This is a genomic window from Pantoea sp. PA1 (assembly GCF_056856975.1).
In genome coordinates this window covers 2,252,119-2,259,424 of sequence record NZ_JBXGEE010000001.1, presented here as the reverse complement: position 1 = coordinate 2,259,424, position 7,306 = coordinate 2,252,119, and the positions used below count along the sequence as shown (strand labels likewise).

The window sequence follows — 7,306 nt, the reverse complement described above, 5'->3', positions numbered from 1 at the left end:
ACTCAGAAGTGAAACGCCGTAGCGCCGATGGTAGTGTGGGGCCTCCCCATGCGAGAGTAGGGAACTGCCAGGCATTATACAAGTGAAGAAGCCCCGCACCGACGTGCGGGGCTTTTTTACGTCTGAATTTTTCTGTTTTAAACTGAAATGTGGTACTGATCCTCTGCATTCCTTCACTTTCTGACCCACCATTTTCCCTGCCTTTATCGCCAGCAAACCGCTGATTTTTCGATAATTAGCGATGCGGCTCACAATAATAATCTCAGATTAGGCCGCCTTTACCTTCCGTGGACTTAAATGCTTTACTCATACTTTAAACGCTGTTGATCAGCAAGGAACAGAGGTAAGGCATGACACCCACAACAAATAAAATGCAGACGGATGATACAAAAAAGCGTATCTGGGCCATCGTCGGTGCGTCATCGGGTAACCTGGTAGAGTGGTTCGACTTTTATGTCTATTCATTCTTCTCACTCTATTTTGCCCACATTTTCTTCCCGCAGGGCGATACCACGACCCAGCTGCTCCAGACAGCGGGCGTATTTGCGGCCGGCTTCTTAATGCGTCCGATAGGGGGCTGGCTGTTCGGCTATATCGGCGACAAACATGGCCGAAAAAATTCGATGCTGGTTTCAGTCTGTATGATGTGTTTTGGCTCACTGGTGATCGCCTGCTTACCCGGTTATGCCACCATTGGTGTGGCGGCTCCGGTCATTCTGCTGCTGGCGCGTATGTTTCAGGGCCTGTCGGTAGGGGGCGAGTATGGAACCAGCGCAACCTACATGAGCGAAGTTGCGCTGGAAGGGCGCAAAGGTTTTTACGCTTCATTCCAGTATGTCACGCTGATCGGAGGCCAGTTAGCCGCAGTGCTCACCGTCGTGGTGTTGCAGTTTCTGCTCACCGATGCAGAACTGCGGAGCTGGGGCTGGCGTATTCCGTTCTTCCTTGGTGCGCTGCTCGCCGTTGTTGCGCTCTGGCTGCGCCGATCGCTGGAAGAGACCTCAGATAAAACCAGCCGTGAACATCGCGATGCAGGAAGCGTAATCGGGTTGCTGCGCAATCATACTCGTCCCTTCCTGATGGTGCTGGGTTTCACCGCTGGCGGTTCTCTGAGTTTCTACACGTTCACGACCTATATGCAGAAGTATCTGGTTAACACCTCGGGGATGGATCCTAAGACCGCCAGCGGCCTGATGACCGGCGCACTGCTGGTCTTTATGCTGATCCAGCCCATTATTGGTGCCCTGTCAGATAAAATTGGCCGTCGTACCTCAATGATGATTTTTGGCGCGGGCGCGGCCATCTGTACCGTTCCGATCCTGACGCTGCTGCAAAATGTGCAGAGCCCCGGCGTGGCTTTCGTGTTGATCATGCTGGCGCTGCTAATCACCAGCTTCTACACCGCCATCAGCGGCATCCTTAAAGCCGAAATGTTTCCGCCTCAGGTGCGTGCGCTGGGGGTAGGACTCTCCTATGCGGTCGCCAATGCGATATTCGGTGGGTCGGCCGAGTATGTGGCCTTACTGATGAAGAAGCAGGGCATTGAGACAACCTTCTTCTGGTATGTCTCCGCGATGGGGGCGGTGGCCTTTGTGGTGTCGCTGTTACTGCATAAGCGCGGGAAGGGAATCAGGCTCTGACGCGATTACTAGCTCAGATTTCGCGGGGCAATGCCGCTGGCTGTACCGGCGGCATCCCGGGCGGAATCTGTGCCATCCGATCGGCTCTCATATCCCTCTTTGCCTGCTCCGGGCCGCAGGATTCACATAGTGCGGCCTCTGAGCGGCAACCTTTTAAAGAATACGGCTGATTAGGCGATCGATACGGATCCGGCGCAGACGGCGGATCAGTTTCCGCACCTTGGCCGGATAATCCGCAATACTTTCGAGTTCACGGAAATGGTTCACCACCGTGGTGTGCTGCCGGATTAACGTCAGCTCCTTCTCACGCTGGGCTGTTAACTCCTGATGCGGATCGTGGATCAGCACCGCATTTTCCAGATCGAGTCGCCATGCGCGCGGATTGAGATTATTACCGGTGATCAGCTGCCACTCATCATCCACCCACATTCCTTTGAGGTGATAGCTGTTCTCGCCATCCTTCCACAACCGTACGACCAGCTGTTCGTTGCTGACGTAGTATTGCAGGCGGCTCAGGAAGCGACGCAGGTTAATCTCATAGAGATAAGGCAGTGCACCAATGATCTTGAAGGGCTGATCGGGGGCGATGTAGAAGTCATTGGCGGTTTTATCCCCCACGATGATCTCAACCTGCTTACCCTGACGCAGCAGATGAATGATATTGCGAACCAGCAGCGCAGGCAGGTTGAAGTAGGGGGTGCAGATAATGAGTTTCTGCTCTGCACAGGGCATCAGGTGGAAAATCGTTTTGTTCAGCAGGCTATGCTTACCCAGTCCCACCAGCGGGGTGACCGCCAGCTCTTCGTTACCCGCATTTCCGTCGAACTGATAGTTAAAGCCACGCAGATCCTGACGAAACTGACGCGTTTCATTTTTGATTTCAGGACTGGAAGGGCGTTCTGCCACGTCGAGCCGGTTGACCGCTTCTGCTGGTTTGAGATTGAGATCGATCCAGGCATACATGGTATCGGTCAGCTGAGCATTGCGGATGATCTGGTAGCGGTCATAGCGATATTTATCATGCTGATGCAGATAGACATCATTAATGCTGGCTCCGCTGTAGATCAGCGTGTCATCAATAATGAAGCCTTTCAGATGGAGCACACCCAGCGCTTCGCGGGTATTAACCGGGATGCCATACACCGGAATCGCAATGTCGGCATGGCGGGTCGCCATTTCGCAATACCAGTCAGCGTTAGTGACGCCTCGCGCGGCACCAATGCGTCCACGCTGTGCACGATGCCAGTCAACCAGAATTGAAATATCCAGTTCCGGACGCGCCTGCTTCGCACGGTAGAGCGCATCCATGATGGCGCGCCCGGCGTCATCATTTTCCAGATAGAGCGCAACGATACAGATGCGGGTCTGCGCTGCCGCAATTTTTTCCAGCAGCGTCTCACGAAATTCGGCAGGCGAGTAAAGTGTCGACACATCCGCAACGGATTGTGACAGTTTCGGCAACTGTGCGAGGTGTTGTTGGTGTTTATTACGTTTGAATTTAGACAACATCACAGTGCACTTCTTCTCTGTTCATTGCATGGCCTTTTGCCATCAAATCAGGGTTATAACCATAAATAATAACATTAACTCCGTCGACCCGAACCTTTTTTACCTTTCTCTACAAGGTTAGTTGATCCCCTCCTGTAAAGGCAATTTCAGGCTGACAATACTGTCATCCAGTTGAATATCAACATGAAAGTTAAGTTTTCGTGCCAGCGTAATCATGCCGCGGTTGTGGGGCATGGTGATACCGTTTAATTGTTGCAAGCCGTGATGGCGCGTATAGCGGATCATCTTTTCCAGCAGGCGGCGCCCCATACCCAGCCCTTTGAGGTCTGAACGCACCAGCACTGAGAACTCGGCGTCGATGTTATCGGCATCTGAGATAGCGCGCGTGACGCCGATGATCTCAGGGTGTCCCTGATGCTGACGCACGGCCACAATCGCCATCTCACGGTCATAATCGATTTGCGTCATGTTGGCGAGGTCTTCATGGGTAAACTCATTGATTTCGCTGAAGTAGCGGTAGTAGAGATCCTCTTTCGTGACCTGGCTGATAAAGTCGCGCAGCAGGGGTTCATCTTCAGGCAGGATGGGACGGAACAGGCAGAACTGCCCATCTTTTAATTCGACCTGCTCTTCCAGATGCTGCGGATAAGGGCGGATAGCCAGCCGGGCTTCATTGTCACCGTGGAAGGGGGCCAGCGTCAGGGTGACGTCCAGCAGGGTAAAATCACTACTTGCCGCCAGCAGCGGATGGATATCGAGCCGATCGATTTCCGGACAGTCGACCACAAGGTTTGAGACCTGCACCAGCAGCTGACTTAACCCGGCGATATCCAGCGGATTCAGGGCGCTGCGGCTGCGGATTTTTCCGCTCTTGATCGCCTGAATCACCAGATAGCGCGCCAGCGTCATGTTGAGCGGCGGCAGCGCAACGGCGGCCTGTTTGTCAGCGTGCCATTCGACGCCGCCTTCGCCCAGCATGATGATCGGACCAAACAGTGCATCCTGTTCGACCACAACCCGCAGCTCCTGTGCGCCCGCACGGCTTGCCATGCCCTGAACCAGTAGCCCTTCAATACGCGCCTGCGGCAGCGTCTGCCTGACCCGATCGAAAATGGCTTCGGCGGCACGCTCCACTTCGCTGGCATTGCGCAGGTAGAGCATCACCCCCTGCACCTCCGACTTATGCGCGATATCGGGTGAACGCAGCTTGAGCGCGACCGGATAGCCAATCTGGTCGGCAATCGTTACGGCCGACGCGCTGTCGCTGGCAATCCAGGTCGGCAGCGTGGTCAGCCCGTATGCCTGAAGAACCGGCTGCACTTCGTGCGTATCCAGCGCCGTGATCCCGCGCGCCAGGGCCTGGGAGAGTAACTGGTGAACATGCGCGCTATCCTGCGTCAGCGTCGCGGGGAGGGCAGGGGTTTCGCGCAGCTGCTTCTGGTTACGCCGGTATTCAACCTGATGCATAAACGCGGTGACGGTGCCCTCCGGCGTGCGCCAGGTGGGGATTCCCGCCTGGGTAAAGGCGCGTCGTGCCGCCTGCGAAGAGAACTCTCCGCTCCAGTTAGTCAGCAGGGTTACCCGCTTACCGCGCGGGTGACGGGCAAGGGTTTCGATAAGGTGGCTGGCCGTTTCGGTAGGGGGCGCAACCGCGCTTGGCGCATGAATAATCATCAGCGCATCAAAGTCATGACTGTCGAGCAGGATCTCCACACAGGCGGCATAGCGGGCGGGCGTTGCATCATCCTTTAAGTCGAGCGGATTGCCCCGGCCCGCGCCTGCGGGCAACAGCGCCTCCAGCTGCTGACGGGTCTGTTCGCTGAGCTGTGCCAGTTTGCCGTTGCGGGCATAGAGTTCATCCAGCGCCAGCGCAGCAGGGGCGGCACCATTACTGACGATCATCAGCCGGTCACCCCGCAGCGGCCGCATATGACTCAGCGATTCCACCGCAGAGAAGAGCTCATGGGTATCCTGCACCCGAAGCAACCCGGCACGCTGAATGGCGGCATCCCAGGCCGCATCCAGGCCGCTGTGGGTGCCGAGCAGCGCCTGCGCTTCACGGCTGCGACCGCTCTTAATCACCAGAATCGGCTTGTTGCGGGAGGCACTGCGCGAGGCGGAAACGAAACGGCGTGCGTCACTGAGGTGTTCAAGGTAGAGCAGAATGGCGCTGGTTTTACCGTCGCGCGCCAGGAAGTCGAGCAGGTCGTCGACATCGGTGTCCAGGCTGTCACCCAGTGCGATAAACCAGGAGAACCCGAGGTTACGCTGCTGCGCCCAGTCGAGAATGGTATTCGAGACGGCGGCGGACTGGGAGATAAAGGCGAGTCGGCCTTTGGCTATCGGCACCGGTGAGAAGCTGGCATTTAATCCCTGCCAGGGGGCCAGCAGGCCAAGACTGTTTGGTCCCAGCAGGCGTATCTGCCACTGACTGGCGCACGCTTTAAGTTCAGCAGACTGGCTGGCGGGGGCCGAAAGGATGATGCAGGCCTTGCAGCCTTTTTCGCCGAGCTGTTGCAGCAGCGCAAGGTTGCGCTTTGAATGGGTGCAGATGACCGCCAGATCCGGCGCGAAAGGCAGGCTGTCGATGGTGGGCCAGGCCAGGACACCGCTGACCGCCTTATATTTCGGCGTTACCGGCAGCACCGGTCCGCTGAATCCGCCCGCCAGCAGGTTTCGCATCATAAAGTAGCCGGCGCGCCCCGGCGTCACCGAGGCACCAATAACCGCAATCGATTTAGGTCGTAACAGCGCTTCCAGCCCACGTTGACTCATCGCGTCCTCCAGAGTTCGGGATTTGCGTGATTGTAAACGCTTTTTGCGGGCCGTGCTTTCGGGCAGATCGCAGCCTGAGCATCCGGCCGCGCAGGCCTCAGACAATCGGTGAGAAGCGGGGCCGGTTAATCCTGCCCGGCATGATGCGGTTTGCCCGCCAGGTAGGCGGCACGAAAGCGATCAAAATGGTGAGATAACGCGTCTGCCGCGAGCCTATCTCCCGCCTGCTCCAGCAGCGCCGCGGCGACTTCGGCGGTACAGTGCTGACCTGCGCCATGGGCTTCGCGTAGCGTGTAACGCGAAGGGGTAGTGACATTCAGCGACATGACCGGCAGGGCATCGAGCCAGGGGCTTTTGCGGAACATTTTGCGCGCTTCGGTCCAGGTGCCATCCAGCATGATAAACAGCGGCGGTTTCCCCTGCGCGGGCGGCGAGGTCAGCACCTCCCGGCCCGGATCGGCATAGCTGGCCGGAAAGACCACCAGCGGCTGGTAATCGGGGTTGCGCACAGCCGCCAGCAGCAGCGGATCGGGCTCGGTGCGTGACCAGCCGAAGGCCTGGGTGTCGGGCAGAATATCGGCAATCAGACGGCCGGTGTTGCTCGGCTTCATCGGCTCGGTATCAAACATCACCAGACAAAAGCGGCTGCGGGCGGCTTGCGGGACGATCTGGCTGCAGAGACAGCTGGCCTCGGGCAGCAGGCAGCCCTGGCAGCGAATGACCCGGTTTCCGCGCGCGAGGAAAGGACGGGTCGCGCGGGCGAGACGTTGGGTGCGCAAGCGCAAAACAGCATTATCAGACATGAGTATTCAGGGCAGGAAAAACGTCAGTGTAATCGAAGCGCAGGCGAAAAGGAAAAGGCCAGCCGGGCTGGCCTGGGAAGATTAAAGGGATTCGTCCAGCCATTCGTTAAACGGCGCTTTGGGCATGGCACCGTTCAGCATGTCGACCCGCTCGCCGTTTTTAAACAGCATGATGGTAGGGATACTGCGAATGTTGAAGCGGGCGCTCAGCGCCGGTTCCGCTTCGGTGTTCACTTTAATGAAACGCACTTTACCGCTGCGCTCGCTGGCGACATCTTTAAAGACCGGCGCAAAGTTGACGCACGGACCGCACCACGGCGCCCAGAAATCAATCACGACGGGCAGGTCGTCCTGAAGATATTTGTCGAAGGTCGCGGCGGTGGCGTTGACCACTTCACCGTCGAACAGTTCGCTTCCACAGCGTCCGCATTTCGCCGCATCGGCAAGGCGCTCTTCGGGAACGCGATTAGTTGCCTGGCAGGAAGCGCATACCGTATTCATAGGAACCTCTGAAGTTGGAAAGTGTCAGTCTGGTAATTATTGTCCATTATGAAAGGGGAGCGATTTACCCTCAATCTG

5 protein-coding genes are annotated in these 7,306 nt (G+C 57.0%); 1 reads left to right on the top strand and 4 read right to left on the bottom strand.

Annotated features, from left to right (window positions below):
• Positions 1-350 precede the first annotated feature (350 nt).
• The gene (locus tag AC1V0D_RS10815; RefSeq protein ID WP_350769768.1) at positions 351-1,640 is read left to right on the top strand and encodes an MFS family transporter; all 1,290 of its coding nucleotides are present in this window, start codon (positions 351-353) and stop codon (positions 1,638-1,640) included.
• 153 nt (positions 1,641-1,793) lie between these two features.
• Here the strand turns inward: AC1V0D_RS10815 and pssA are convergent, their stop codons facing one another.
• The 4 genes from pssA to trxC all read right to left on the bottom strand — a co-directional run bounded on the left by pssA (position 1,794) and on the right by trxC (position 7,228).
• Positions 1,794-3,149 carry a CDP-diacylglycerol--serine O-phosphatidyltransferase gene (gene pssA / locus AC1V0D_RS10810; protein ID WP_154927807.1) on the bottom strand — a complete coding sequence of 452 codons (1,356 nt, stop codon included), beginning with the start codon at positions 3,147-3,149 and terminating at the stop codon, positions 1,794-1,796.
• A gap of 117 nt (positions 3,150-3,266) precedes the next feature.
• Positions 3,267-5,924, bottom strand: a complete 2,658-nt coding sequence (locus tag AC1V0D_RS10805; protein WP_482907386.1) for a bifunctional acetate--CoA ligase family protein/GNAT family N-acetyltransferase — start codon at positions 5,922-5,924, stop codon at positions 3,267-3,269.
• 125 nt (positions 5,925-6,049) lie between these two features.
• Entirely contained in the window at positions 6,050-6,727 is a 678-nt protein-coding gene (locus tag AC1V0D_RS10800) for a tRNA-uridine aminocarboxypropyltransferase (RefSeq protein ID WP_046102408.1), read from the bottom strand.
• 81 nt (positions 6,728-6,808) lie between these two features.
• Positions 6,809-7,228, bottom strand: coding sequence for a thioredoxin TrxC (trxC, locus tag AC1V0D_RS10795; RefSeq protein WP_009088541.1), 420 nt, complete (start codon positions 7,226-7,228; stop codon positions 6,809-6,811).
• Positions 7,229-7,306 lie beyond the last annotated feature (78 nt).